The sequence below is a fragment of the Streptomyces sp. NPDC057950 genome (assembly GCF_042887295.1).
In the GTDB taxonomy this organism is placed as follows: Bacteria; Actinomycetota; Actinomycetes; order Streptomycetales; family Streptomycetaceae; genus Streptomyces; species Streptomyces kaempferi.
Genome location: NZ_JBHVPP010000006.1, coordinates 323,766 through 348,251, shown reverse-complemented (window position 1 = coordinate 348,251; position 24,486 = coordinate 323,766). Strand labels below are relative to the sequence as shown.

The following is a 24,486-nucleotide window of genomic DNA, read 5'->3' as shown; positions in this document are numbered from 1 at the left end:
GGTTGATAGGCCGGATCTGGAAGGCGGGTAACCGCTGGAGGTGACCGGTACTAATAGGCCGAGGGCTTGTCCTCAGTTGCTCGCGTCCACTGTGTAGTTCCCAGACAACGAACGGTTGTGCTGGCTGAACAGTTTCACTAATGAATTGAATAGTGTGCTTGTTCGCTGCCCGTTCGAGGTCTCGTTGAGAAACGAGATGTCTGACAGGGTTTCGGTGGTCATAGCGTGAGGGAAACGCCCGGTTACATTCCGAACCCGGAAGCTAAGCCTTTCAGCGCCGATGGTACTGCAGGGGGGACCCTGTGGGAGAGTAGGACGCCGCCGAACAATCTTTGAGGACCTCTGGTCCCAGCGACTCGCTGGGACCAGAGGTCCTTTTTTGTTTTTACGAAGCGCGCCGGGTACCCGGCTGCGCGAGAATGACTTGCGGTACCGAAGACAGGAGTCACCCATGTCCACCAACTCTCCCGATGAGCGACCGGAGCGCGATCAGCGACGCCAGGACAGTGGTGACCGCGGCGGCTACCGCGGGGCCCCGCGCCGTGACAACGACCGCCGAGACGGCGACCGAGGCGGGGACCGAGGCGGATTCCGGCGTGACGACAACCGCCGGGATGACAACCGTGGTGGCAGCGGTGGCAGTGGTGGTGGCGGTTTCCGTGGCCGCGACGACCGTCGGGAAGGTGACCGTGGGGGTCGCCCGTCGTTCAGTCGTGACGACCGCCCCAGCGGGCCCCGTCGTGACGACCGTGACCGTGGTGGCTTCCGCAGGGACGGCGACCGGCCGGCCTTCCGCCGTGATGACCGCGGTGAGCGTCGTGACGGGGATCGTCCGCCGTTCCGTCGTGACGAGCGTTCCGGCGGCTCAGGCGCTCCGCGTCGTGATGACGACCGCGGTGGGTTCCGTCGTGACGACAACCGTGGTGGCAGCGGCGGCGGTGGGTTCCGTCGTGACGACAACCGTGGCGGCAGCGGCGGCGGTGGGTTCCGTCGAGATGACAACCGTGGTGGCAGCGGCGGCGGTGGGTTCCGCCGTGACGACAACCGTGGCGGCAGCGACCGCGGTGGGTTCCGTCGAGATGACAACCGTGGCGGCAGCAGCGGCGGTGGGTTCCGCCGTGACGACAACCGTGGCGGCAGCAGCGGCGGTGGGTTCCGTCGTGACGACAACCGTGGCGGCAGCGGTGGCAACTTCCGCCGTGACGACCGGCGTGACGACCGCCGCGGCGACGACCGCGGTGGGTTCCGTCGTGACGACCGCAACGACTTCCGGCGCGACGACCGCGGCGACCGTCGTGAGGGGGACCGCCCGGCCTTCCGTCGCGACGACCGACGTGACGACCGACGTGACGACCGACGAGGAGACGACAGGGGTCCGCGTCGTGACGGGGATCGTCCCCCGTTCCGTCGCGACGAGCGTTCCGGCGGCTCAGGCGCTCCGCGTCGTGATGACGACCGCGGTGGGTTCCGTCGTGACGACAACCGTGGTGGCAGCGGCAGCGGTGGGTTCCGTCGTGACGACAACCGTGGTGGCAGCAGCGGCGGTGGGTTCCGTCGTGACGACCGCAACGACTTCCGGCGCGACGACCGTGGCGACCGTCGTGAGGGGGACCGCCCGGCCTTCCGTCGCGACGACCGACGTGACGACCGCCGCGACGACCGACGAGGAGACGACAGGGGTCCGCGTCGTGACGGGGATCGTCCGCCGTTCCGTCGTGACGAGCGTTCCGGCGGCTCAGGTGCTCCGCGGCGTGATGACGACCGTGGACGCGGTGGCCCGCGTCGTGACGACCGGGGTGGGCGTCCCGGCGGCTTCCAGGGCCGTGACGACCGTCGGGGTGGCGACAGCCGGGGCGGAGGCTTCCGTGGCCGCGACGACCGTGACCGCGACCGGGACCGTGAGCCGATCAAGCGGCTGCCGATCCCGGACGACGTCACGGGCGACGAGATCGACAAGGACGTGCGGCAGGAGCTCCAGAGCCTGCCGAAGGGACTTGCCGAGGAGGTCTCGAGGAACCTGGTGATGGTGGCCCGGCTCATCGACGAGGACCCCGAGGGCGCGTACGCGTACTCCAGGATCGCTCTGCGTCTGGCGTCGCGGGTCGCCGCTGTGCGCGAGGCGGCCGGATTCGCCGCCTACGCGAGCCAGAAGTACAGCGAGGCGCTCGCGGAGTTCCGTGCCGCGCGTCGGATGACCGGCAACGCCGACCTGTGGCCCGTCATGGCGGACTGCGAGCGGGGTATGGGCCGGCCCGAGAAGGCGCTGGACATGGCCGGTGCGCCCGACGTGCAGAAGCTGGACAAGGCCGGTCAGGTCGAGATGCGGCTGGTCGCCGCCGGGGCGCGGCGGGACATGGGGCAGCTCGACGCCGCCATCGTGACCCTCCAGAGCCCCGAGCTGGCCTCGCACTCCGTGCAGCCCTGGACCGCGCGACTGCGCTACGCGTACGCTGACGCGCTTCTCGCCGCCGGTCGTCAGGACGAGGCGCGCGAGTGGTTCGCGAAGGCTGTCGAGTCCGACAAGGACGGCAGCACGGACGCCTCGGACCGGCTCGCGGAGCTGGACGGTGTCGAGTTCGTCGACGCCCTGGTCGAGGACGAGAGCGAGTCCGAGACGGACTCCGGGACCGGGGCCGAGCACACGTCCGTACGCGAGGCCGACCGGGTGATCCAGGCCGAGGCCGATGAGGTCGATGGGGTCGACGAGCTCGACGACGTCGATGACGAGGACCTGACCGACGAGGACCTCGATGACTCCGAGGACGAGCGCGACGACGAGCGGAACGACGAGCGGAACGAAGAGCTCGGCGATGAAGGTGACGATCGCGACGGCCACGACGAGGGCGCGCCCCGCGGCTGACGCCTGAACCACGTGGTGAGAACACGAGCGGCGGGACTCCGGAAGGGGTCCCGCCGCTCGGCGTCTCAGTCGGCGAGTGCCCGCAGTACCAGTCCGGACGCCGGCTTCGGGCCGAACGACGTCGACTTGCGGGGCATCGTGACGCCCTGGCGGGCGAGGTCGCGTACGACCTCCTCGTGCACCGGGTGCAGGAGGACCGCCGTGCCGCCGTCGAGCTCCGCCTTGGCGACCGTGGCCTCGGTGTCGTGGATGTAGGCGATGTGGGCGGGTGAGTCCTCCGGGATGCCCCAGACGTGCGCGAGCAGCGTGGCGTGCAGGACGGTCGCGTCCAGGGTGCGCCAGGCCTCGGGATGGTCGGCCGGGATCGTACGGGTGAGCAGGTCCGGGTCCGGGCGGTCGACCAGATGGAACGAACCGTCGCCCGCGAGGAGGAAGGCGTTGCCCTCCGCGGCCGCCGAGGCGAGGGCCTCCAGTGCCTTCGCGAGGGGAACGTCGAGGTGGCGGACCCGGAACGAGTCCGTGAGGGCCGCCAGCGCCTCCGAGACCGGCAGCCCGTGCAGCAGACGGTGGATCGCGCGGACCCGCAGCGGATAGCGCGCGGTGTCCACCAGGAGGACGAGGCCGAAGTCCCAGGGGCTGGGCGAAGGGTGCTCCGAGCGCAGACGCAGATAGGTCGCCCAGCGGTGGTGCCCGTCCGCGATGAGCGCCTGGTGGTTGCCCAGGTCCGTCTGGATCTCGGCCAGATCGGCGGTATCGGTGATCGCCCAGAGACGGTGGCTCAGACCGTCCTCCGTGGTGGTGGACAGCAGTGGCTCGCGCTCCGCCGTGCGCTCGATGACCGCGGCCGTGCCGACCCGGGAACCGGTGCCCCGATAGGTGAGCAGAAGGGGTTCGAGGTTGGCGGAGGTCGCCCGCATCAGGGCCGCGCGGTCCGCGACGATGTGCGGCATGACGTCCTCGTGCGGAAGGACGACACCGTCGGCCGGCTCCGACAGGCGCAGGGTGCCGATGATGCCGCGCTGCAGCATGTCGTCGTCGCGCTGCTCGTAGACGTACAGGCCAGGCTCGGGGTCGGTGGTCAGGACACCCTTGGAGAGCCAGGCGTGCAGGGTGTCCGCGGCCTGGCGGTTGCGGGCATGGGGTGTCGCGTCCTGGGGGAGGATCAGCCGGACGATGTTGTGCGGATCGGCCGATTCGAGGTGCAGCAGACCGTCCGGCCGGACGATGACGTCGTACGGCGGGGATGTCACGGCGGCGAGGCTGCCGACCCGGTCGGGGTCGTAGCGCACGCCCCGGAACGGGGCCAGATCGAGGCCGCTGCGCACCGGGGTTTCCTCCGCGGGACCTGCAGTGTTCATTGACGCATCGTAAGTGTGATCGTCAGTACGTGCCGATGCCATGCGCGATGATCGAGGGAAAGAGCTAGAACGAGGAGCGATGTGCAATGAGCCAGACCGCCAGGACGCGGCCCGAGGGCAGTGAGCAGGCCCTGAGTGAGGCGTACGACACGGCGCTGCTCGATCTGGACGGGGTGGTGTACGCGGGCGGCAACGCGATCGCCCACGCCGCTCAGTCGCTCGGCACCGCCCGCTCCGGCGGGATGCACCTCGCGTATGTCACCAACAACGCGCTGCGGACGCCCGACGCGGTGGCCGGACACCTCGGCGAGCTGGGCATTCCGACGGACGCCGGTGACGTCATCACCTCCGCCCAGGCGGCGGCCCGGCTGATCAGCGAGCAGGTGCCGGCCGGCGCGCGCGTGCTGGTCATCGGCGGGGAGGGGCTGCGGGTCGCGCTGCGCGAGCGCGGGCTCGAACCGGTCGAGTCGGCCGACGACGATCCGGTGGCGGTGGTGCAGGGGTACGGGGGTCCCGACCTGCGGTGGGCACGATTCGCGGAGGCCTGTTACGCCATCGCGCGGGGTGTGCCGTGGTTCGCGTCCAACACCGACCTGACCATTCCGAGCGCCCGCGGTATCGCGCCGGGCAACGGCGCCGCGGTGGAGGTCGTACGGATCGCCACCGGCGCCGAGCCGCAGGTGGCGGGCAAGCCGCTGCCCCCGATGCACCGCGAGACGATCCTGCGGACCGGGGCGAAGCGGCCGCTGGTGGTCGGCGACCGCCTGGACACGGACATCGAGGGCGCGTTCAACGGCGAGGTGGACTCGCTGCTCGTGCTCACCGGTGTGACGGACGGCGCGCAGCTCCTCGCCGCCCCGCCGCGGCACCGGCCGACGTACGTCGACGCCGATCTGCGCGGTCTGCTGACCGGTCAGCCCACGATCGTCCAGGAGGGTGACGGGTTCCGGTGCGGAGGGTGGACGGCGACGGCCGGGAGCGAACGGCTTGAACTGACGGGCGAGGGCGAGGCGCTGGACGGGCTGCGGGCGCTGTGCGCGGCGGCGTGGACGGCGGCCGGGGACGGGGCGTGCGCGCTGGACGGCGCCAAGGCGCTGGCGCGGCTGGGACTCTGACGGCGCGTCCCGGGACCGGCGGGCGGATCGCTCGGGCTCGGCGGGCGGATCGCTCGGACTCGGTGGCGGCGCCCGCGGGCTCCGGGGCGGTCCGCGCGAGGTCGTCGCGCGGACGCGAGGGCGCAGCGGGTGCTGGACGTGGGCCAGGGAACCACGTCGGGGCGAGGGTAGGCTAACCTAACCACGTGTTGGTCGACAGTCCCCCTCAACAGCGCGCGGAGACCGCCCCCGCGCCCCCGAACCGCTGGGCGATACGTGCCGTCGGGCTCGTCGTGTCCGCGGCCGTCCTCGTGCTCGTCGCACTGGCGAGCATCGCGATCGGTGCGAAAGCGCTGCCGTTGGACCAGGTCTGGCACGGCCTGTTCCACGACTCGGGGACGTACGCCGACGTCGTCGTGGGCGACCGGCTCTCGCGTACCGTCCTCGGACTGCTCGTCGGCGCCGCGCTAGGGCTGTCGGGTGCCGTCCTGCAGGCGCTCACCCGCAACCCGCTGGCCGATCCCGGACTGCTCGGGATCAACGCGGGCGCGTCCGCCGCGGTCGTCACCGCCATCACGTACTTCGGTGTCACCAGCCTGAGCGGATACGTCTGGTTCGCCTTCTTCGGCGCCGCCGCGGTCGGGGCCCTGGTCTGGTTCCTCGGCGGCAGCCGGGGCGCGACCCCGGTGCGGCTCGCACTCGCCGGCACCGCGATCAGCGCCGCTCTCTACGGCTATCTCCAGGCCGTGATGATCATGGATGACGCGGCGCTGGGCAGGATGCGCTTCTGGACGGTCGGTTCGCTCGCCTCGGCGACGGACTCGACCATCAGGCAGGTGCTGCCGTTCCTGGTGGTCGGCACGGTGCTCGCGCTGGGCCTCGCCCGGCCGCTGAACGCCATGGCCATGGGCGACGACACGGCCCGCGCGCTCGGCGCCAACCTGAACCGCACCCGTGCGCTGTCCATGGCCGCCGCCACCGTGCTGTGCGGCGCCGCGACGGCCGCCTGCGGGCCGATCGTCTTCGTGGGGCTGATGGTCCCGCACGTCGTACGGTCCTTCACCGGCCCGGACCTGCGCTGGATCCTGCCGTACGCGACCGTGCTGTCGCCGGTGCTGCTGCTCGGCGCCGACGTGCTGGGACGGATCATCGCCCGGCCCGCGGAACTCCAGGTCGGCATCGTCACCGCGGTCCTCGGCGGCCCGGTCTTCATCTACCTCGTACGACGGCGGAGGACGGCCCAGCTGTGAGCACGACACGTACCCGATCCCTACGCGCGCGCGGCGGTCTGTCGGTCCGGTTCGACGTGCGGGCGCTCGTCGTCGTCGTGCTGCTGCTGGTGGCCGCGCTCGCCGCGAGCGTGGTGCTCATCGGCACCGGCGACTTCCCGATCCCGGCCGCCGACGTCCTCAGGACGCTGGCCGGCGACGGGAACGCCGGGCAGGAGTTCATCGTCAACGAACTGCGGCTGCCCCGGGTGCTCGTCGGCCTCCTGGTCGGGGCCTCGCTCGGGCTCGGCGGGGCGATCTTCCAGTCCGTCTCCCGCAACCCGCTGGGCAGTCCGGACGTCCTCGGCCTGGGGCAGGGGTCGACGGCCGGCGCGCTGATCATGATCGTGCTGTTCTCGGGGACCGCGAACCAGGTCGCCCTCGGGGCGCTCGTCGGCGGCGTGGTGACCGGAGTCGCCATCTATCTGCTCGCCTGGAAGCGCGGCGTGCACGGATACCGGCTGGTCCTGGTCGGGATCGGCGTCTCCGCGATCGTCACCGCGGTCAACGGCTACCTGCTGACCAAGGCGGACCTCGTCGACGCGGCCCGCGCGGTCGTCTGGATGACGGGCTCCCTCAACGGCCGTGACTGGGCCCAGGTGTGGCCGCTGCTGGCGATGTGCGCCGTGTTGGTGCCACTCGTCCTCGGCAACGCGCGGGGGCTGCGCATGATGGAGATGGGTGACGACGTGTCGTACGCACTCGGCGTGCGGGTCGAGCGCGTACGCCTGCTGCTGATGCTGTCCGCCGTCCTGCTCACCGCGGGCGCCACCGCCGCGGCCGGTCCGGTCGGCTTCGTGGCGCTCACCGCGCCGCAGCTCGCCAGGCGCCTGACCCGCTCGCCGGGACCCAACCTGGTGCCGTCGATGTGCATGGGCGCCGCCCTGCTGATCGTCGCGGACTGGGCCTCGCAGCGCGCCTTCGGGGCCGACCAGCTGCCCGTGGGCGTCGTCACCGGAGTCCTCGGCGGCATGTATCTGCTGTGGCTGCTCGTCACCGAGCGCAAGGCGGGCCGGATATGAGCGCCCCCGCGAACGAGAACCCCCAGAGGAGCACTGTGAACCGCCTGTCCGCCGACAACGTCACCCTCGGCTACGACCAGCGTGTCATCGCGGAGAAGCTGTCGGTGGAGATCCCCGACCACTCCTTCACCGTGATCGTCGGCCCGAACGCGTGCGGAAAGTCGACCCTGCTGCGGGCCCTGTCCCGGATGCTCAAGCCCTCCGTGGGGCGGGTACTGCTCGACGGGCAGGTCATCCAGTCGATGCCCGCGAAGAAGGTGGCCAGGACGCTCGGGCTGCTCCCGCAGTCCTCGATCGCGCCGGACGGGATCACGGTCGGCGATCTGGTCGGCCGGGGCCGCTACCCGCACCAGGGGCTGCTGCGCCAGTGGTCGACGGAGGACGAGCGGGTCGTACGGGAGTCGATGGCCTCGACCGGCGTCGCCGAACTGGCCGACCGCTACGTCGACGAACTGTCGGGCGGACAGCGGCAGCGCGTGTGGATCGCGATGGCCCTGGCCCAGCAGACACCGCTGCTGCTGCTCGACGAGCCGACCACCTACCTCGACATCCAGCACCAGATCGACGTGCTCGACCTCTGCGCCGAACTCCACGAGGAGCGGGGGCGGACGCTGGTCGCGGTCCTGCACGACCTCAATCACGCCGCGCGGTACGCCACCCACCTCATCGCCCTGCGCGACGGCCGGGTCGTCGCCGAGGGCGCGCCCGGGGACATCGTGACGGCCGAACTGGTCGAGGAGGTCTTCGGGCTGCGCTGCCAGGTCATCGACGACCCGGAGACCGGAACGCCGCTGGTGGTCCCGGCGGCCCGCAGGGCACGCGTCGCGGTGCCGGAGGGCTCCTGAGGGCTCAGAGGAGGCTCCTGAGCCGGAACAGGTCCAGCAGGCCCGCCTCCAGTTTCACCCGGCCCGAACCCCACGCCTTCGCGAAGTGCAGCTTCCCGTTCACCATCGCGACCAGGTCGTCGCCGCTCATGGTGAGCCGGATCTGGGCCTTCTCGCGGGGCAGCCCCGCAACGGTGTCCAGCACCTCGATCCGGCCGTCCGCGAGACGCCCCACGAAGGTGATGTCGAGGTCGGTGATACGGCAGCTCAGCGAACGGTCCAGGGCCGCCGCGCTGCGTACGTCCCCTTCGGCACCCGCCAGGTTGTCCGAGAGCTTGTCGAGTGCCGCACGGCACTCCTCAGTCGTCGCCATCGTGATCGACCGTACCGCAGCGCTTCGGGGTAGCGTCGGGGCATGAACGAGTCAGTGCCGGAGTCCGGGGCCGTGCCGGAGGCGGAGGCGGGGGTGCCCCCGGAGGATGCGCGGGACGCGATCGAACCCTCGTACGACCCTGCCGCGCCGGTCCCGCTGGACGTGGAACGCGTCCCCACGGGAAGCGCCGAGGTCGACGCGCAGCTCGACCGGCTGGGCGACGCGGACCACCTCGCCACCGACGGACACCTGGAGGTGTACGAGGATGTGCACAGGGGGCTGCGTGACGCGCTGACCGAGCTCGACGCCCGCCCGGCACCTCCGGTGCCCACCCGTCACCCGACCGCCGCCCCTCGATGAGACCCTTCGGGTCACACCTCTCATTGGCCGTACGACCGCAGGAGCTGAACCGAACGTGGCAGGAGTGGCACGCCGCCGCCTCGACGCCGAGCTGGTCCGCCGGAAACTCGCCCGCTCGCGCGAACACGCCGGCCAGCTGATCGCCGCGGGCCGGGTCACCGTCGGCAAGACCCTCGCGACCAAGCCCGCCACCCAGGTGGAGACCGCGGCCGCGATCGTGGTCACCCGGGACGACAACGACCCCGACTACGTCTCGCGCGGCGGGCACAAACTCGCCGGCGCCCTGGCGGCCTTCGTACCCCGGGGCCTGCGGGTCGAGGGGAGGCGGGCTCTGGACGCCGGAGCGTCCACCGGCGGCTTCACCGACGTCCTGCTGCGCGCGGGCGCCGCCCATGTCGTCGCCGTCGACGTCGGCTACGGTCAACTCGCCTGGTCCCTGCAGAGCGATGAACGCGTCACCGTCAAGGACCGTACGAACGTACGCGAGTTGACGTTGGAGGCGATCGATGGGGAGCCCGTGGACCTTGTTGTCGGGGATCTGTCCTTCATCCCGCTCGGACTGGTGCTGCCCGCCCTCGTGCGGTGCGCGGCGCCCGACGCCGATCTGGTGATGATGGTCAAGCCGCAGTTCGAGGTGGGGAAGGAACGGCTGGGCAGTGGTGGAGTCGTACGCAGTCCGGAACTGCGCGCCGAAGCGGTGCGCGGCGTGGCCGGACGGGCCGCGGAACTGGGGCTCGGGGTGGAGGGCGTGACCGCCAGTCCGCTGCCCGGACCCTCGGGCAATGTCGAGTACTTTCTGTGGCTGCGTGCCGGGTCGCCCGAACTCGACCCGGCCGACGTTGACCGTGCAGTGGCGGAGGGGCCGCGTTGACACAGACCCGAGCTCGTACTGTTTTCCTGCTCGCCCACACCGGGCGGCCCGCTGCGATCCGCAGCGCCGAACTCGTCGTCCAGGGGCTGTTGCGCTCCGGCCTCGGAGTCCGGGTCCTGGAGGCGGAGGCGGCGGACCTGCCGCTGCCGCCCGAGGTGGAACTCGTCAGGGAGGCCACCCCGCAGTGCCTCGACGGGTGCGAACTGCTGATCGTGCTCGGCGGTGACGGGACGCTGCTGCGCGGCGCCGAGTTCGCCCGCGCCTCCGGCGTCCCGATGCTCGGCGTGAACCTCGGCAGCGTCGGGTTCCTCGCCGAGGCCGAGCGGGACGACCTCGACAAGGTCGTCGACCGGGTGGTCACCCGGGCGTACGAGGTCGAGGAGCGGATGACCGTCGACGTCGTCGTGCACCGCAACGGCGACATCGTGCACACCGACTGGGCGCTGAACGAGGCCGCCGTGCAGAAGGTGTCCGCCGAGAAGCTCCTGGAGGTCATCCTGGAGATCGACGGCCGGCCGGTCACCGGCTTCGGCTGCGACGGCATCGTCTGCGCGACCCCCACCGGGTCGACGGCGTACGCCTTCTCCGCGGGCGGGCCCGTGGTGTGGCCGGAGGTCGAGGCGCTGCTCATGGTGCCGATCAGCGCGCACGCGCTGTTCGCCAAGCCGCTGGTGACCTCGCCCGACTCCGTGCTCGCGGTGGAGGTGCTGCCGCACATCCCGCCCGGCGTGCTGTGGTGCGACGGGCGGCGCACGGTGGAACTGCCGCCGGGAGCGCGGGTCGAGGTACGGCGAGGTGCCGTGCCGGTACGGCTCGCACGGCTGCACCACGCGTCGTTCACCGACCGGCTGGTCGCTAAGTTCGCGCTGCCGGTGGCGGGGTGGCGCGGGGCACCGCACTGAGCCGCGCGCCGGGCGGCGGGACCGTCCGGCGGGCGCTCGAAGGAGAGCGGGGCGAGGGTTCGCCGCGACGAATGCGACGAATGCGACGACTGCGACCGCGACCGCGGCGCGCTCGCGGCGGGCGCGGCGGATCCCGGGTTCCCCACGGGCGTCAGGAGGCCCACGGGCCCCACGGGCGGCCCACGGAGGCCCCTGACGGCCTGTGGGCCCCCGGTGGCCGGGGAAGCGCCGGAGGGCCCGTGCGGCCCGGTGAGAGCCCGGGAACCGGCGGGGGCGGGGGCGTACACGCCGGTCCCGGCGTGTCGGGCACCCCGTCCAGGGCTTCGCGCGGGCACGACCGCACCACGGTCGGCGAACCCCACCCCAGCGGGTGACACACGTGCCCGGGTGACCCCCGCCACCTGCGCCTTCGCACAAGCAGGGCAGGGCCCGTCGCACATCGGGTCCCTGACCTCGTAAGGTCGTGTCCGTGTTGGAGGAGATGCGGATACGGTCGCTCGGAGTCATCGACGACGCAGTCGTCGAATTGTCGCCCGGCTTCACCGCCGTGACGGGTGAGACCGGTGCGGGCAAGACGATGGTGGTCACCAGCCTCGGGCTGCTGCTCGGCGGGCGCGCGGACCCCGCCCTCGTACGGATCGGCGCCAAGAACGCCGTCGTCGAGGGCCGGATCGCCGTGCCCGCTGGAGGAACGGCGATCCGGCGGGCCGAGGAGGCGGGAGCCGAACTCGACGACGGCGCGCTGCTGATCAGCCGCACCGTGTCGGCCGAAGGGCGCTCACGGGCGCACATCGGCGGACGCTCGGTACCCGTGGGAGTACTGGCCGAACTCGCCGACGAGCTGGTCGCCGTGCACGGACAGACCGATCAGCAGGGGCTGCTCAAACTGTCCCGGCAGCGGCAGGCACTCGACCGGTACGCCGGGGACGCGGTCGCCGCGCCGCTCGCCAAGTACGCCGGGGCCTACCGCCGGCTGCGGGCGATCACCACCGAGCTGGACGAGATCACCACCCGCGCGCGTGAGCGGGCCCAGGAAGCCGACCTGCTGCGCTTCGGGCTCGACGAGATCGCGGCCGTGGAGCCGCGCTCGGGCGAGGACACGGAGCTGTCGGCGGAGGCCGAGCGGCTCGGACACGCGGAGGCGCTGGCATCGGCCGCCACGGCCGCGCACGCCGCGCTCGCCGGCAATCCCGAGGACCCCGAGGGCATCGACGCGGCGACCCTCGTCGCGGGCGCGCACCGGGCCCTGGAGGCCGTACGGGCGCACGACTCCGCGCTCGCCGGGCTGTCCGGGCGGATCGGCGAGATCAACATCCTGCTGCGCGACGTGGCGGGGGAACTGGCCGGGTACGCCGACGACCTCGACGCCGATCCGCTGCGGCTGGCCGCGGTGGAGGAGCGCCGGGCCGCGCTCACCCAGCTGACCCGGAAGTACGGCGAGGACGTCGACGCCGTACTGGCCTGGGCGGAGCAGGGCGCCGCGCGCCTGCTCGAACTCGACGGCGACGACGAGCGGATCGGCGAACTGACCGCCGAACGGGACGCGCTGCGGGCCGAACTGGGCGGACTGGCCGAGGCGTTGACGGACGCCCGGACGGAGGCGGCGCAGCGGTTCGCCGCGGCCGTGACCGCCGAGCTGGCCTCGCTCGCGATGCCGCACGCGCGCGTCTCGTTCGAGATCCGGCAGACCGACGACCCCGAGGGCGTGGAACTCGACGGGCGTACGGTCGCTTACGGGCCCGCGGGCGTCGACGAGGTCGAGCTGCTGCTCGCGCCGCACCCCGGCGCCCCGCCGAGGCCCATCGCCAAGGGGGCGTCCGGCGGTGAGCTCTCGCGGGTGATGCTCGCGGTGGAAGTGGTGTTCGCGGGGACCGATCCCGTACCGACGTACCTCTTCGACGAGGTCGACGCGGGGGTCGGCGGCAAGGCCGCGGTCGAGATCGGGCGGCGGCTGGCGCGGCTCGCCAGGAGCGCGCAGGTGGTCGTGGTGACGCACCTTCCCCAGGTGGCCGCGTTCGCGGACCGGCAGCTGCTGGTCGAGAAGACGAACGACGGGTCGGTGACCCGGTCCGGGGTGAAGGTGCTGGAGGGGGAGGACCGCATCAGGGAGCTGTCCCGGATGCTGGCGGGTCAGGAGGACTCGCAGACCGCTCGGGCCCACGCGGAGGAGTTGCTGGCCACCGCGCGGGCGGACGCGTAGCCGCCCGGTTCGCGGTCCGTGGCCTTGTCTCGCCGCGCGGCCTGCCGTTCCGCGCGGCCTGCGGAGAGGCGGCCGCGCACCTTGTCGCTCCGCGGCAGTTCCCCGCCCGTCCCTCTCGGCGCTTTGCGCCCCGTCCCGGGCCCGCTTCGCGGGTCCCTGGAGTGGCCTGCATGATCTCCGTGTTCGGTACCGCCGCCGCGACCACCCGCGCCCTTCTCGCCGCCCTGCGGGCCGAGCCCCCGGGTGGTCCCGGCCGCTGGGAGCGGGAGAACCACGCGGGCCGCACCGTCGAGCTGTACGCGGGTCCCGCGGCGGCCGTGGGAGCGGCGCTCGGAGCCGGCCTGGCCCACCCTGGAGCCGGATTCGCGGTGCTGGCCGCCGGCGCGTGCGGCGCGTACGACGACATCGCCGGGGCCGGTGACCCACGTCGCGGGTTCCGGGCGCATCTCGGAGCCCTCCGGGACGGCGAAGTCACCAGTGGCGCCGTCAAGTTGTTCGGGATCTCGGCCGCGGGGCTGGTGGCGGGGGCGCTGCTGAAGGAGCGGCCCCTGGACCGGCTGCTCGCGGGAGTGGTGATCGCCGGGAGCGCGCACTTCGTCAACCTCGTGGATGTGCGTCCCGGGCGTGCCGCCGGCGCGGTGCTGGTGCTGGGGGCGCCCGGACTGCTGCGGGGCGGGCGCGCCGGGCGGCTCGCGGCCGCCGCGACGGGAGCCGCGGCCGCCGTCTTCCCCGACGATCTCGGTGAGCGCGCGATGATCGGTGACACCGGGGCCCACGCGCTCGGCGCCGCGCTGGGTACCGCCGTCGTCGCGGGCAACGGGCGGGCCGGACTTCTCGCCCACGCCGCCGCGCTGGTGGCCGCGACGGTGTGCGGGGAGCGGGTCAGCGCGGCGGCGCGAGCCGGACGGCGACCGCGCCCGACCCGGGTCTCCGCGCCCGCCGGGGCCTCCCGCGCCCCCCAGCGCCTCCGCCCCTCGCCCCCTCGTTCCGGCGGGGGTCACGAGGGCCCGCCGAGCCCCGCCGACCCGGCCTGAGGAGGGGGACCACACACCCGTGTGGGTGACAGGTGTCGTCGCGTCGGCCGGTGTGCCGCGCAGCCCGCTCCGATGGCGGTCCCGGAACACCCGTACGGCCTGGCATCCTTGGCGTAGTACGCGGAGCACGACGTGCGGTACACCCCCTCTGCAGACCTTTCTGTACGTTTCTCCGTGACCGTCCGACGCCGAACCAGGAGCCCCGGCCACGTGAGCCACGTGAGCAGCCACTCACCGCACGGCCAGTCGCCGCTGCGCACCGTGCAGGTGCTCGGCGGCGGAAGTGCGGGCAGCAGCGCCCATGTGCGGTCGCTGGCCTCGGGCCTCGTCGCCCGTGGCGTGCGGGTCACCGTCTGCGCCCCCGCCGAGGCCGACCGCGCGTACGGATTCACGGGTGTGGGCGCCCAGCACGTCCCGGTGCCCCGCAGCGGTGACCCCGCCTCCGTGGCCGCGCTGCGGATCGCCTGCGCGGACGCCGACCTCGTACACGCGCACGGGCTGCACGCCGCGCTGCGGGCCACGCTCGCGCTCAGCGGGCTGCGCACCCCGCTCGTCGTCACCTGGCACACCCGCTCGCATGCCGAGGGCGCGCGGGCCCATCTGCTGCGTCTGCTGGAACGGCGCGTCGCCAGGGCCGCCTCCGTCGTCCTCGCCACCTCCTCGGACCTGGTGGATCGTGCCCGCCGCCGCGGGGCCCGGGACGCCCGGCTCTCCGCCGTCGCGATCCCGGCGCCGCGCAAGGCCGTCGAGCACGGGGACCCCGACCGGCCGCGCCACAAGGCGCGGGCCGAACTGGGTGCCACCGAACGCCCGTTGCTCATGGCGGTGGGTGCCCTCGACCGGCACCGCGGATACGGCACCCTGCTGGACGCCGCGCGCGCGTGGCGGGACCTCGACCCGGTGCCGCTCCTCGTGATCGCCGGCGAGGGTCCGCTGCGTACCGTCCTCCAGGGGCGTGTCGAGGACGAGGAGCTGCCGGTCCGGCTGCTCGGCCGGCGCGACGACGTCTGCGAGCTGCTGCCCGCCGCCGACCTCGCCCTGCTGCCGAGCGGTTGGGAATCCCGTTCCGTCCTCGCCCAGGAGGCCCTGCGCACGGGCGTGCCGCTGGTGGCGACCGCGGTCGGCGGCATCCCCGAACTGGTCGGTGACGCCGCCGAGCTCGTCCCGTACGCGGACGCGGCGGCGCTCGCCGCGGCCGTGGCGCGCCTTCTCGGCGATCCGGCACGCCGGGAGCTGCTCCGCGCGAGGGGCGTACGGCAGGCCGCGAGCTGGCCGACCGAGGACGAGACGGTGGCTCAAGTGCTCAGCGTCTACGACGAGTTGACCCAGGTCTGGCCCCTCGTCTAGATCATGTCCGGCCCTTCGCGCGGGATCAGGACACATGCCTTCGCGCGCGGAGGGCCAGGCTCAACGCCAGTACCGTCTGCGGGTCGTCCAGGTCCGTACCCAGCAACTCCCCGATCCTGGCGAGGCGGTTGTAGAGGGTCTGCCGGTTGAGATGCAGTTCGCGGGCCGTCTCCGCCTTGCGTCCCGCGTGCGCCAGATACGTCTCCAGGGTGGGCAGCAGCGGAGGCCTGGAGCGGTGGTCGTGGTCGCGGAGGGGACCGATGGCGCGGTCCACGAAGGCCGCCAGGTCCGGGTGGTCGCGCAGGCGCCACAGGAGGAGGTCGATGTCGAGGCGACGGGCGTCGTACCAGGGGCGGTCCGACAGGCCCTGCGCGGCGGTCGCCGTCTCCGCCGCGTGCCGCAGGCCCGCCGAGGCCGCCGCCCAGCCGCCCGCGACGCCGACCACCACCACCGGCGGCAGCGCACCGGGCCGTTGCATCCCCGCGCGCTCCACGCCCGCCCGCAGTGCCAGTGCCACCCGGTCCGCGACCGTCTGGCGCTCGGACTCCGAACGCAGGCCGAGCAGGAGCGGGACACGGCCCTCGACGGGGCGTACGCCGAGCAGGACCGGTACCCCCACCGAGGCGAGTTCCTCCGCGACGGCCCGCGCCAGGACCGCCCAGCCTCCGCCGGGGGACAGACCGTCGGCGAGCCGCATCACGACGGGCAGGAGCGGGCTCCTGCCCGGCTTGAAACCGAGCACCCGGGCCTGGGCGGGAGCGTCCTCCGCCTGGATACGGCCCTCCGCGAGGTCCGTCAGGAAGTCGCCGCGTCCGCGCGCGGCGAGCTCCTCCTCCTGGCGTGCCTGCATCAGGACGACGGCGAGGATGCCGGCGGCCCGCTCCGCCGCGATCCGGTGCACGGGGGTGACCGGGGCGCCGACCGGCAGCAGGACCAGCCGGGCCCGTACCGCGCCGGTGCCGGGGCCGCCGCCGGGCACGTCCACGAGCGTCGTCCCGGCGGGCGGCTGGTCCTTGTGCTGGCCGCGCATGCCCTCCCACACCTGGAGCGGATCGGCGCCCGCGGAGCCGGATCCGGCGGCGTACAGGAGTTGCCCGTCCGCGGTCTCCAGGAAGACCGGGTTGCCGCTGAAGTCGGCCAGGATGCGCAGGACCTGGGGGACACCGCCACCGCCGAGGAGGGCCTCGGTGCAGCGCCGGTGCACCTCCTCGGCCTGCTGGAGCAGCGCGTAGTGGCCGTTGACGATCTCGGTGTGGATCTCCTCCGTGACCGCCACGAAGGGCACTTCCCGGTGGAGCTGGACGAGGGGGAGGCCGGCCGAGCGGGCCGTCTCGACGAGGGCCGCGGGCAGTCGGGTGAAACGCGGGCCCAGTTCGACGACGAGCGCCGCGATGCCGCGTTCGGCCAGCGTCCGGACGAAGGCGCGCTGGTCGGCCGGGCGGGTGCCGAGGCCGTAGCCCGTGGTCAGGAGCAGTTCGCCGCCCTTGAGCAGTGAGGCGATGTTCGGGACCTCGCCCGCGTGCACCCAGCGCACGGTGCGCTGCAGCCGGTCGGCTCCCGCGAGGATCTCCGGCAGTCCGCTGCGCAGTCCGGGCAGCTCCAGCGCCCGCTGCACGGTGATTCCGGCGCCCTGGGTGTCGAAGCTGCTGTCCGTACGGCTGTCCATGCTGCGGACGCTACCCGTGCACCCCGTGCGCGGGCACCTCCGAGGGCCGGTGCCACCGGGTGCTTGCCGGCACGCGGTCCGGGCCGCACCCGTCCGTGCCGGGCCCCTCGCGGGGCGCCCGCGGTGGCCGCTGTCCGGCGGCCGCCGCAGGTCGTGTCGTCGTGCCGGGGCGGGTTGCGGAAGTCCCGCCCGCCCCGCGACGCCCTAGCCGCCGTACGCCCCGCTCGCGGTCAGCCTCAGTGCCGTGTCGATCAGGGGCACGTGGCTGAAGGCCTGCGGGAAGTTGCCCACCTGGCGCTGCAGACGCGGGTCCCACTCCTCGGCCAGCAGGCCCAGGTCGTTGCGGAGCGCCAGCAGCCGCTCGAAGAGCTTGCGGGCCTCGTCGACCCGGCCGATCATCGCCAGGTCGTCCGCCATCCAGAACGAGCAGGCGAGGAAGGCGCCCTCGTCGCCCTCCAGACCGTCCACGCCCGCGTCCTCGCCGGAGGTCGGGTAGCGCAGGATGAAGCCGTCCGAGGTGGACAGCTCGCGCTGGATCGCCTCGATGGTGCCGATCACGCGCTTGTCGTCGGGCGGCAGGAAGCCCATCTGCGGGATGAGGAGCAGCGAGGCGTCCAGCTCCCTGGAGCCGTACGACTGCGTGAACGTGTTGCGCTCCTTGTCGTAGCCCTTCTCGCACACGTCCCGGTGGATGTCGTCGCGCAGTTCGCGCCACTTCTCCAACGGGCCGTCGGCGTCGCCCGACTCGATGAGCTTGATGGTGCGGTCGACGGCGACCCAGGCCATCACCTTGGAGTGCACGAAGTGCCGGCGCGGACCGCGGACCTCCCAGATGCCCTCGTCCGGCTGGTCCCAGTGGTCCTCCAGATAGCGGATCAGCTTCAACTGGAGCAGCGAGGCGTAGTCGTTGCGGGACAGACCGGTCATGTGGGCCAGGTGCAGCGCCTCGGTGACCTCGCCGTACACATCCAGCTGGAGCTGGTGCGCGGCGCCGTTGCCGACCCGTACCGGGCCCGAATTCTCGTACCCCGGAAGCCAGTCGAGTTCCGCCTCGCCCAACTCCCGTTCGCCCGCGATGCCGTACATGATCTGGAGGTTCTCCGGGTCGCCCGCGACCGCGCGCAGCAGCCACTCGCGCCAGGCCCGTGCCTCCTCGCGGTAGCCGGTGCGCAGCAGGGAGGAGAGGGTGATCGCGGCGTCGCGCAGCCAGGTGTAGCGGTAGTCCCAGTTGCGTACGCCGCCGATCTCCTCCGGCAGGGAGGTGGTGGGCGCCGCGACGATGCCGCCCGTGGGCGCGTACGTCAGGGCCTTGAGGGTGATCAGGGAGCGGACCACGGCCTCGCGGTAGGGGCCGTGGTACGTGCACTGGTCGACCCAGTCGCGCCAGAACTCCTCGGTGGCCTCCAGGGCCTGCTCGGGCTCGGGCAGCGCCGGGGGCCGCTTGTGCGAGGGCTCCCACGAGATGGTGAACGCGATCCGGTCACCCGGCGCCACCGTGAAGTCGGCGTACGTGGTCAACGCCTTGCCGTAGGTCTCGCAGGGGGTGTCGAACCACACCGAGTCCGGTCCGGCCACGGCGACCGTGCGCCCCTCGTGCTTGTGCACCCAGGGCACCACCCGCCCGTAGCTGAACCGCATCCGCAGCGCGGAGCGCATCGGGACGCGGCCCGTGACGCCTTCCACGATGCGGATGAGCTGCGGCGCGCCGTCACGGGGCGGCATGAAATCGGTCACCCGGACCGTGCCGCGGGGGGTGTCCCACTCGGATTCGAGGATCAGCGAGTCGCCGCGGTACGAGCGGCGTGCCGCCGTCGGCGGTTCGGCGTCGGCCGCGTGGGCCGGGCCGAGCCGCCAGAATCCGTGTTCCTCCGTGCCGAGCAGTCCCGCGAAGATGGCATGGGAGTCGAAGCGGGGCAGGCACAGCCAGTCCACCGTGCCGTCCCGGCAGACCAGCGCTGCGGTCTGCATGTCTCCGATGAGTGCGTAGTCCTCGATGCGCCCGGCCACGTGCATCTCCAGTCGAACGGCCACGTCGCCCCCCGCGAGGGGCGGTCGCTCTGCGGTCAAGGGAACGTTCAAAACGTTAGAAGGTTGAATGTAAGAACGTTGGTGAAGCGTCGCTGCGGAACGTCAATTATTGGTCCGATTGTCGTTGCGAAACGAACTGACGAGCCCTCGTTGTTCCGGGGTACGGGCGGGGATGGTGCCGTGTGTCGGCCGGGCTCGGCAGCGAGTGTCCGAGCAGGATACGACGCACGTGGAAGATCCGCGTGCCGCTCCCGGTATCCCGGGTGGGCCGATCGAGTGAGTGGCGTGCGGGGTTCGTGTCGACGTGTGTGCGGAGCGTGGCCGGAAGCGGCCTCGCCGGGTCGCTGATACCCTGGTAGCCCGTGGACCGGTGGGCAAGAAACCCCCGAACCGCAGCGACGGCACCTCCGAAGAATTCTCGGACACCACGCCGGTACGCACCCCAGACCGCGACCACGGGAGCCCCCTCTTGGCCATGCCGCCCGCCGCTTTCCGAAGCAGCACCGCCACGACGACCAAGCACATCTTCGTCACCGGGGGTGTCGCCTCCTCCCTCGGCAAGGGTCTGACCGCCTCCAGCCTGGGCGCGCTGCTCAAGGCGCGCGGGCTGCGGGTCACCATGCAGAAGCTCGACCCGTATCTGAACGTCGACCCCGGCACCATGAACCCGTTCCAGCACGGTGAGGTGTTCGTCACCAACGACGGCGCCGAGACCGACCTGGACATCGGACACTACGAGCGCTTCCTCGACGTCGACTTGGACGGCTCCGCCAATGTCACTACAGGACAGGTGTACTCGACGGTCATCGCCAAGGAGCGGCGCGGCGAGTACCTGGGTGACACGGTGCAGGTCATCCCGCACATCACCAACGAGATCAAGCACCGCATCCGCCGTATGGCCACGGACGACGTGGACGTCGTGATCACCGAGGTCGGCGGCACGGTCGGCGACATCGAGTCGCTGCCGTTCCTGGAGACCGTCCGCCAGGTCCGTCACGAGGTCGGCCGCGACAACGTGTTCGTCGTGCACATCTCGCTCCTCCCGTACATCGGCCCGTCCGGCGAGCTGAAGACGAAGCCGACCCAGCACTCGGTCGCGGCGCTGCGCAACATCGGTATCCAGCCGGACGCGATCGTGCTGCGCGCCGACCGCGAGGTGCCGACCGCCATCAAGCGCAAGATCTCGCTGATGTGCGACGTGGACGAGGCGGCCGTGGTCGCGGCCATCGACGCCAAGTCGATCTACGACATCCCGAAGGTCCTGCACACCGAGGGCCTGGACGCGTACGTCGTCCGCAAGCTGGACCTGCCCTTCCGTGACGTGGACTGGACGACCTGGGACGACCTGCTCGACCGCGTGCACAACCCCGAGCACGAGATCAACATGGCGCTGGTCGGCAAGTACATCGACCTGCCCGACGCCTACCTCTCGGTCACCGAGGCCCTTCGCGCGGGCGGCTTCGCGAACAAGGCCCGCGTGAAGATCAAGTGGGTCGCCTCGGACGACTGCAAGACGCCGGCGGGCGCCGCGAAGCAGCTCGGTGACGTCGACGCGATCTGCATCCCCGGCGGCTTCGGCGACCGCGGTGTGTCGGGCAAGGTCGGAGCGATCCAGTACGCCCGCGAGAACAGGATCCCGCTGCTCGGCCTCTGCCTCGGCCTGCAGTGCATCGTGATCGAGGCCGCGCGCAACCTGGCCGGCATCCCGGACGCCAACTCCACCGAGTTCGACTCCGCCACCGCCCACCCGGTCATCTCCACCATGGCCGAGCAGCTCGACATCGTGGCCGGCGAGGGCGACATGGGCGGGACGATGCGCCTGGGCATGTACCCGGCCAAGCTCGCCGAGGGCTCGATCGCGCGCGAGGTGTACGACGACAAGGAGTACGTCGAGGAGCGCCACCGGCACCGCTACGAGGTGAACAACGCCTACCGCGGCGAGCTGGAGCAGAAGGCCGGTCTGCAGTTCTCCGGCACCTCCCCGGACGGCAAGCTCGTGGAGTACGTCGAGTACCCCCGTGAGGTGCACCCCTACCTGGTCGCGACCCAGGCGCACCCCGAGCTGCGCTCCCGTCCGACCCGCCCGCACCCGCTCTTCGCCGGGCTGGTGAAGGCCGCGGTGCAGCGCAAGACGGGCAAGTAGCACCAGGGTTGTACGGTGGCCGGGGTGTGTGCCTCGCGGGGCGCACACCCCGGTTTCGGTCGTTCTCGGCACCGGGACCGGTTTCTTTTGCACGTGTGGGAGGACAGGGCATGACGATCAAGGACACCGCCGAGGAGTGGGAGGTCAGGGCGACCGCGACCCCCTTCGTCGGCAACAAGACCTCCGTCCGTACCGACGACGTGGTCATGCCCGACGGATCGGTCGCCCGGCGCGACTACCAGGTCCATCCCGGCTCCGTGGCCGTCGTCGCCCTCGACGACCAGGACCGGGTGGTGGTGCTGCGCCAGTACCGGCACCCCGTGCGTCAGAAGCTCTGGGAGATCCCGGCCGGCCTGCTCGACGTCCCCGGCGAGAACCCGCTGCACGCCGCCCAGCGCGAGCTGTACGAGGAGGCGCACGTCAAGGCCGAGAACTGGCGGGTGCTCACCGACGTCTACACCACACCCGGCGGCAGTTCCGAGGCCGTACGCGTCTTCCTCGCGCGTGACCTCTCCGAGGCGGAGGGGGAGCGCTTCGAGGTGGAGGACGAGGAGGCCGACATGGAGCTGGCACGGGTCCCCCTCGACGAGCTCGTCCGGGGGGTCCTCGGCGGCGACCTGCACAACGACTGCCTCGTGGTCGGCGTGCTCTCCCTGCTCGCCGCGCGCGCCGGGGACGGACTCGACGCGCTGCGTCCGGCCGAGGCGCCCTGGCCGGCGCGCCCCTTCGAGGCCTGACGGACCCGCTGCGGCGCCCTGCACGCCCCTCCCGGGGCTCCTCGGCGCCCTGCGGGGTCCCGCGGTGCCCCACAGCACGCCCATCCGGTCCTACGATCGGCTGATCCGATCGAGGGATGTCCCCGCCATGCTCCGCACGGTTCGTCGCAGAGCGTGAACTAGGCTCTGGAAACGCCCGAACCGGAGTCCCGGCGGGCTTGCGCGTGCAGTGGGACGGGAGTGTGGCCCGTGACAGATCAGGCGGTGGACACGGACGGTGCGAAAGCGCCGTCGGCAGGGCGGCGTCCGGCTGCCGGGTCCGCTCCTACCAAGGGTCAGTTCCTCGGCCGTACAAGAGAGTTGAAGGAACTACGGGCCGACATCGAACGGGCCGGACTGGACACCCTGGCGGGCCGCAAAGCCCCCCGCGCGCGGGTGCTGCTCATCGCCGGCAAGCCCGGCTCGGGCCGCACCGCGCTCGCCGAGGAACTCGTCCGGCAGGTCGCCCACAGTTACCCGGACGGGGTGCTGCGCGCCCGGCTGGCCGAACCCGACGGCACCCCCGTGCCCACCGAGCGCACCGCGCGGGAACTCCTCACGGCCCTGGAACTGCCCGCGCCGCCCGGAGCCGGCGCCGAGGACCTGAGCGCGGCGGTGCGCGACGCCCTCGCCACCCGGCGCGCCCTGCTCCTGCTCGACGACGCGGCGGACGCCGAGCAGGTCGACGTCCTGCTGCCCGACACCCCCGAGTGCCTGGTGGTCGCCGTCTCCGGAGGGCCGCTGACCGGCATCGCGGACGTCCGCCCCTGCACCCTGGGCGGCCTCGACACCAAGTCCGCGCTGGAACTCCTGGAGCGGTTCGCGGGCTCGGTCCGCATCACCGTCGACCCGCTCGCCGCCGAGGGCCTGGTCGAGGAGTGCGCGGGCCAGCCCGGCGCCCTGGTACTGGCGGGCGGCTGGCTCGCGGCACGCCCCACCTCGGCCGTCGCCGACCTCGCCAAGCAGTTGCGCGCGGACGGCGAGGAGGGCTCGGCGTCCGCCCGGATCTTCCGGCTCGCGTACACCGGGCTGCCCGCGGCCGCCGCGCGGACCCTGCGACTGCTCTCCCTCGCGCCGGCCGGGCTCGTGGACCCGCACACCGCGTCCGCGCTCGCCGGCTGCTCGGTCGGCGCCGCCCACGGCGCGCTGGACGACTTCGCCGCCCTCGGGCTCCTGCGGCCGGTCGAGTCGCCGCTGCCGCAGTACGAGGTCCCCGGCTTCCTGATGCCACTGCTGCGCACCCTCACCGAGAGCGAGGACCGCCCGGCCGAGCTGCAGCTGGCCCGCGCCCGGATGCTGGAGCGGACCGTGCGGCTGCTGGTGTCCTGCCGCGCGATCACCGAGACCGACAGCTCGCCGGCGCGCGAGAAGCTCGCCGGGATGCCCCGCGCGCTGCGCTTCCCGAACCCCAGGGCGGCCGAGGACTGGCTGCGGATCCGGCAGCCCGCGCTGCTGGCCGCCGCCCGGCTCGCGGTCGCCGACGGCGAGCTGGACACCCTGGCCCGCCGCCTGATGGCCGCCCTGGTGCGGGCGCTGGTCGTCCACTTCGGCACCCGGGCCGCGGCACCCGAGCTCTACGGCATCCACCGGCTCGTCCTCGACGTCGCGGAGCGCCGCAGGCTGCCGAGGGAGCGGGCCGCGGCCCTGCTGAACCTGGCCGACCTGGACGAACGCACCGGCCGCACCGCGGCGGCCCTGGCCCGCTACCGGGCCGCGCTGGACGCGGCGCGCGAGGCGAACGACCCGTACGCGATCGGCCGGGCGATGGAATCCGTAGGGGGCGCCCACCTGGAGCTCGGGGACTTCGACCGGGCCACCGACTGGTACGGCCGGGCACTGGCCCAGCGCCTGGCCCGTGACGAGCGGCTGGACGCCGCCCGGCTCTACGGCCGGATCGCCACCGCGCACACCTACGCGGGCCGCTACGGCGAGGCACTGCGCAACTGGCGCGCCGCCGTCACCGGGCATCGCAGGAACGGTGATGTGGCGTCCCAGGCACGGGCGTTGAGCGAGCTGGCGCGGGTGCAGGAGTACGCGGGACGGCCGGAGGAGTCGCTGCGCACCTGCCAGGACGCCGTCGAGTGGGCCCGCCGCGCCGAGGACCTGCGGCTGCAGGCCGCGCTGCAGCTCAGGCTGGCCGACACCCTGGACCGGCTCGGCGACCCCGCCGCGGCCCAGCTGCACCGCGGGGCGGCCGAGCGCATGCTGGGTGATGAGCTCCCGGAGAGCTCGATGGCCATGGAACAGGACGCTAACGCCTGCGAAATCCGCAGTACATCCGCAGAAGATTGATGCATTGAAAGGCTAGACAGAGAGAATCCCTTCATTAAACTGGCTCCGCTGCGTTCTTTCGTGGTGTCTCCCGGCGCGCCCGTGCATCC

General features: G+C 72.6%; 17 protein-coding genes, 1 rRNA gene and 2 pseudogenes. 16 read left to right on the top strand and 4 right to left on the bottom strand.

Going from position 1 to position 24,486, the window contains the following annotated elements; all coding sequences use genetic code 11:
- The first annotated feature begins 210 nt into the window (after positions 1–210).
- The 3 genes and pseudogenes from rrf (at position 211) to ACFVTC_RS13860 (ending at position 2,860) form a co-directional block, all read left to right on the top strand.
- Positions 211–327, top strand: a 5S ribosomal RNA gene (gene rrf / locus ACFVTC_RS13870).
- A gap of 124 nt (positions 328–451) precedes the next feature.
- Positions 452–1,663, top strand: a pseudogene (locus tag ACFVTC_RS13865) (hypothetical protein); the annotation flags it as partial.
- A 297-nt stretch (positions 1,664–1,960) separates the two neighbouring features.
- Positions 1,961–2,860: a hypothetical protein gene (locus ACFVTC_RS13860; RefSeq protein ID WP_390126802.1), complete on the top strand. Its 900-nt coding sequence runs from the start codon at positions 1,961–1,963 to the stop codon at positions 2,858–2,860.
- Between the two features lie 65 nt (positions 2,861–2,925).
- Here the strand turns inward: ACFVTC_RS13860 and ACFVTC_RS13855 are convergent, their stop codons facing one another.
- Positions 2,926–4,218: a DUF1015 family protein gene (locus ACFVTC_RS13855; RefSeq protein ID WP_390126782.1), complete on the bottom strand. Its 1,293-nt coding sequence runs from the start codon at positions 4,216–4,218 to the stop codon at positions 2,926–2,928.
- Positions 4,219–4,304: 86 nt separating this feature from the next.
- Between ACFVTC_RS13855 and ACFVTC_RS13850 the strand changes: the two genes are divergently transcribed.
- The 4 genes from ACFVTC_RS13850 to ACFVTC_RS13835 all read left to right on the top strand — a co-directional run bounded on the left by ACFVTC_RS13850 (position 4,305) and on the right by ACFVTC_RS13835 (position 8,447).
- The gene (locus ACFVTC_RS13850) at positions 4,305–5,333 is read left to right on the top strand and encodes an HAD hydrolase-like protein (RefSeq protein WP_390126781.1); all 1,029 of its coding nucleotides are present in this window, start codon (positions 4,305–4,307) and stop codon (positions 5,331–5,333) included.
- 185 nt (positions 5,334–5,518) lie between these two features.
- Entirely contained in the window at positions 5,519–6,562 is a 1,044-nt protein-coding gene (locus ACFVTC_RS13845) for a FecCD family ABC transporter permease (RefSeq protein ID WP_390126779.1), read from the top strand.
- On the top strand, positions 6,559–7,602 hold the full coding sequence (locus ACFVTC_RS13840; RefSeq protein WP_390126778.1) for a FecCD family ABC transporter permease: 1,044 nt from the start codon (positions 6,559–6,561) through the stop codon (positions 7,600–7,602). Before ACFVTC_RS13845 ends, ACFVTC_RS13840 begins: the two co-directional genes overlap by 4 nt.
- Positions 7,599–8,447 carry an ABC transporter ATP-binding protein gene (locus tag ACFVTC_RS13835; RefSeq protein ID WP_390126777.1) on the top strand — a complete coding sequence of 283 codons (849 nt, stop codon included), beginning with the start codon at positions 7,599–7,601 and terminating at the stop codon, positions 8,445–8,447. Before ACFVTC_RS13840 ends, ACFVTC_RS13835 begins: the two co-directional genes overlap by 4 nt.
- A 4-nt stretch (positions 8,448–8,451) precedes the next feature.
- Here the strand turns inward: ACFVTC_RS13835 and ACFVTC_RS13830 are convergent, their stop codons facing one another.
- On the bottom strand, positions 8,452–8,799 hold the full coding sequence (locus tag ACFVTC_RS13830) for an SCP2 sterol-binding domain-containing protein (protein ID WP_390126776.1): 348 nt from the start codon (positions 8,797–8,799) through the stop codon (positions 8,452–8,454).
- A gap of 42 nt (positions 8,800–8,841) precedes the next feature.
- Between ACFVTC_RS13830 and ACFVTC_RS13825 the strand changes: the two genes are divergently transcribed.
- The 6 genes and pseudogenes from ACFVTC_RS13825 to ACFVTC_RS13800 all read left to right on the top strand — a co-directional run bounded on the left by ACFVTC_RS13825 (position 8,842) and on the right by ACFVTC_RS13800 (position 15,513).
- On the top strand, positions 8,842–9,159 hold the full coding sequence (locus ACFVTC_RS13825; protein WP_390126775.1) for a hypothetical protein: 318 nt from the start codon (positions 8,842–8,844) through the stop codon (positions 9,157–9,159).
- Positions 9,160–9,214: 55 nt separating this feature from the next.
- Positions 9,215–10,030, top strand: a complete 816-nt coding sequence (locus tag ACFVTC_RS13820; protein WP_168527410.1) for a TlyA family RNA methyltransferase — start codon at positions 9,215–9,217, stop codon at positions 10,028–10,030.
- A complete protein-coding gene (locus ACFVTC_RS13815) occupies positions 10,027–10,932 on the top strand; it encodes an NAD kinase (protein WP_168527409.1) in 906 nt (301 codons plus the stop codon). The genes ACFVTC_RS13820 and ACFVTC_RS13815 overlap by 4 nt, the downstream gene beginning before the upstream one ends.
- A 481-nt stretch (positions 10,933–11,413) precedes the next feature.
- The gene (recN, locus tag ACFVTC_RS13810; RefSeq protein WP_390126801.1) at positions 11,414–13,132 is read left to right on the top strand and encodes a DNA repair protein RecN; all 1,719 of its coding nucleotides are present in this window, start codon (positions 11,414–11,416) and stop codon (positions 13,130–13,132) included.
- A 170-nt stretch (positions 13,133–13,302) separates the two neighbouring features.
- Positions 13,303–14,034, top strand: a pseudogene (locus tag ACFVTC_RS13805) (hypothetical protein); the annotation flags it as partial.
- 342 nt (positions 14,035–14,376) lie between these two features.
- Entirely contained in the window at positions 14,377–15,513 is a 1,137-nt protein-coding gene (locus ACFVTC_RS13800; protein WP_390126774.1) for a glycosyltransferase family 4 protein, read from the top strand.
- A 25-nt stretch (positions 15,514–15,538) separates the two neighbouring features.
- Here ACFVTC_RS13800 and ACFVTC_RS13795 read toward each other — a convergent pair whose 3' ends face one another.
- Entirely contained in the window at positions 15,539–17,179 is a 1,641-nt protein-coding gene (locus tag ACFVTC_RS13795) for a PucR family transcriptional regulator (RefSeq protein ID WP_390126772.1), read from the bottom strand.
- A 204-nt stretch (positions 17,180–17,383) separates the two neighbouring features.
- The gene (locus ACFVTC_RS13790; RefSeq protein ID WP_329294769.1) at positions 17,384–19,186 is read right to left on the bottom strand and encodes a glycoside hydrolase family 15 protein; all 1,803 of its coding nucleotides are present in this window, start codon (positions 19,184–19,186) and stop codon (positions 17,384–17,386) included.
- 496 nt (positions 19,187–19,682) lie between these two features.
- On the opposite strand from ACFVTC_RS13790, the gene ACFVTC_RS13785 reads away from it, so the two are divergent.
- The 3 genes from ACFVTC_RS13785 to ACFVTC_RS13775 all read left to right on the top strand — a co-directional run bounded on the left by ACFVTC_RS13785 (position 19,683) and on the right by ACFVTC_RS13775 (position 24,397).
- Entirely contained in the window at positions 19,683–21,350 is a 1,668-nt protein-coding gene (locus tag ACFVTC_RS13785) for a CTP synthase (protein ID WP_390126800.1), read from the top strand.
- Positions 21,351–21,460: 110 nt separating this feature from the next.
- A complete protein-coding gene (locus tag ACFVTC_RS13780) occupies positions 21,461–22,087 on the top strand; it encodes an NUDIX domain-containing protein (protein ID WP_390126771.1) in 627 nt (208 codons plus the stop codon).
- A gap of 228 nt (positions 22,088–22,315) precedes the next feature.
- Positions 22,316–24,397 carry a tetratricopeptide repeat protein gene (locus ACFVTC_RS13775; protein ID WP_390126770.1) on the top strand — a complete coding sequence of 694 codons (2,082 nt, stop codon included), beginning with the start codon at positions 22,316–22,318 and terminating at the stop codon, positions 24,395–24,397.
- Positions 24,398–24,486: the final 89 nt, after the last annotated feature.

Excerpts from the sequence above, each read along its gene's own strand:
- ACFVTC_RS13855 (WP_390126782.1), bottom strand. The coding sequence starts at position 4,218 with ATGAACACTGCAGGTCCCGCGGAGGAAACCCCGGTGCGCAGCGGCCTC.
- ACFVTC_RS13850 (WP_390126781.1), top strand. The coding sequence starts at position 4,305 with ATGAGCCAGACCGCCAGGACGCGGCCCGAGGGCAGTGAGCAGGCCCTG.
- ACFVTC_RS13835 (WP_390126777.1), top strand. The coding sequence starts at position 7,599 with ATGAGCGCCCCCGCGAACGAGAACCCCCAGAGGAGCACTGTGAACCGC.
- ACFVTC_RS13830 (WP_390126776.1), bottom strand. The coding sequence starts at position 8,799 with ATGGCGACGACTGAGGAGTGCCGTGCGGCACTCGACAAGCTCTCGGAC.
- ACFVTC_RS13825 (WP_390126775.1), top strand. The coding sequence starts at position 8,842 with ATGAACGAGTCAGTGCCGGAGTCCGGGGCCGTGCCGGAGGCGGAGGCG.
- recN (WP_390126801.1), top strand. The coding sequence starts at position 11,414 with ATGCGGATACGGTCGCTCGGAGTCATCGACGACGCAGTCGTCGAATTG.
- ACFVTC_RS13795 (WP_390126772.1), bottom strand. The coding sequence starts at position 17,179 with ATGGACAGCCGTACGGACAGCAGCTTCGACACCCAGGGCGCCGGAATC.
- ACFVTC_RS13785 (WP_390126800.1), top strand. The coding sequence starts at position 19,683 with ATGCCGCCCGCCGCTTTCCGAAGCAGCACCGCCACGACGACCAAGCAC.
- ACFVTC_RS13780 (WP_390126771.1), top strand. The coding sequence starts at position 21,461 with ATGACGATCAAGGACACCGCCGAGGAGTGGGAGGTCAGGGCGACCGCG.